1 protein-coding gene is annotated in these 1,169 nt (G+C 38.0%); it reads right to left on the bottom strand.

Annotated features, from left to right (window positions below):
* Positions 1 to 151: 151 nt before the first annotated feature.
* The gene (locus Q0620_RS09570) at positions 152 to 1,075 is read right to left on the bottom strand and encodes a WYL domain-containing protein (RefSeq protein ID WP_298784780.1); all 924 of its coding nucleotides are present in this window, start codon (positions 1,073 to 1,075) and stop codon (positions 152 to 154) included.
* Positions 1,076 to 1,169 lie beyond the last annotated feature (94 nt).

Here is a 1,169-nt window from a genome sequence, read left to right as displayed (position 1 = left end):
ATGTATTTTTCTAGCGCTTCACCGCAATGCCTCTTAAAAGCCATAGACACGCCGTTGCCAAGCAGCATCGCCGTATTTGAAGGATTTATCAGATAATCCGCTTGTGCGTCCAATAAATCGCCAAATTTTATCTTTATTTCATATGAAATTTTCATTTTATCTCTTCTAAATACCTTTCTATCTCATCTTTTATCGTATCGGCTAACTCCTTTGGTTCTAGCACTTTGATAAACGGAATGAAGTAGTAAATAAGCGGCTTTATCTCCATTAAATTAGTAAATTCTATATAGATTACGACCGAGCCATCGGCATCAAGTCCTGTTATGCTCTGCTTAGCGTAGGGTTTTCTCTCGAAATATTTCTTTATCTGCGGAGCTAAAAGCGCTCTAGCGGTATTTGGCTTATCTAGCGTTGCCCAGGCGGAGTTTATATTTTTAATCCTCTCCTCTATTTTGGCGTCTAATTTAAATTTCTCCTCAAGAATTCTAATATTTGCGATGCTTTTTAAGTGGAATTTCTTGAAGGTATCGTTTTTATTCGTATCTAAAAATAGCAAATACCAAAATCCGTCAAACATCGCTAGTTTTAGCGGCTTTATCTTAAATTTAAAACCGGCGTATTCGCACTGCACCAAGCTTCTCTCTTTGATAGCGTTTTCAAGCAGTTCGAAATTTATAAAGTCATCTTCACTTAATTTCTCGCTGCTTATATTTGTTAAAATCGGATGATTTAGCCGATTTGTGATCTGTTCTAGCAAAACGTGGGCCTTTGAGTAGAAATTTACGCCCATGGTTTTTGAGATATTATCGAGGATATTTATGACGGTGCGCTCTTCCTGATCTAAGCCATCTTTGATTTTAGTTTTATCTATGCTCCACATCCTGCCGTTTCTTACAGCTTCATTTTTCGCTAGCACCTCGTAAAGGTCTCTTTGGATAGTTTTGGTGCAAACTCCGAATTTTTCCGCGAGCTCGGAGATGGAATGGGGTTTTCTGCTAATTAAGGTGGCTATTTCGTTTATGCGTTCGTATTTGTTGCTACCGGATTGCGGGATTATTTTTTGCGGTTTTTGCATCTAGGCTCCTTTTATATTATTTTATCTAAAAATAAAGGGATAATATCAGCTAAGGATTGCTCTTAATCCTTCAAGTCCGCCTGCCTTTATCGCC

Source organism: uncultured Campylobacter sp., assembly GCF_938017615.1.
Taxonomy (GTDB): domain Bacteria; phylum Campylobacterota; class Campylobacteria; order Campylobacterales; family Campylobacteraceae; genus Campylobacter_B.
Note: the sequence above shows the minus strand (reverse complement) of the source record. Positions and strands in the feature narration are given on the sequence as shown.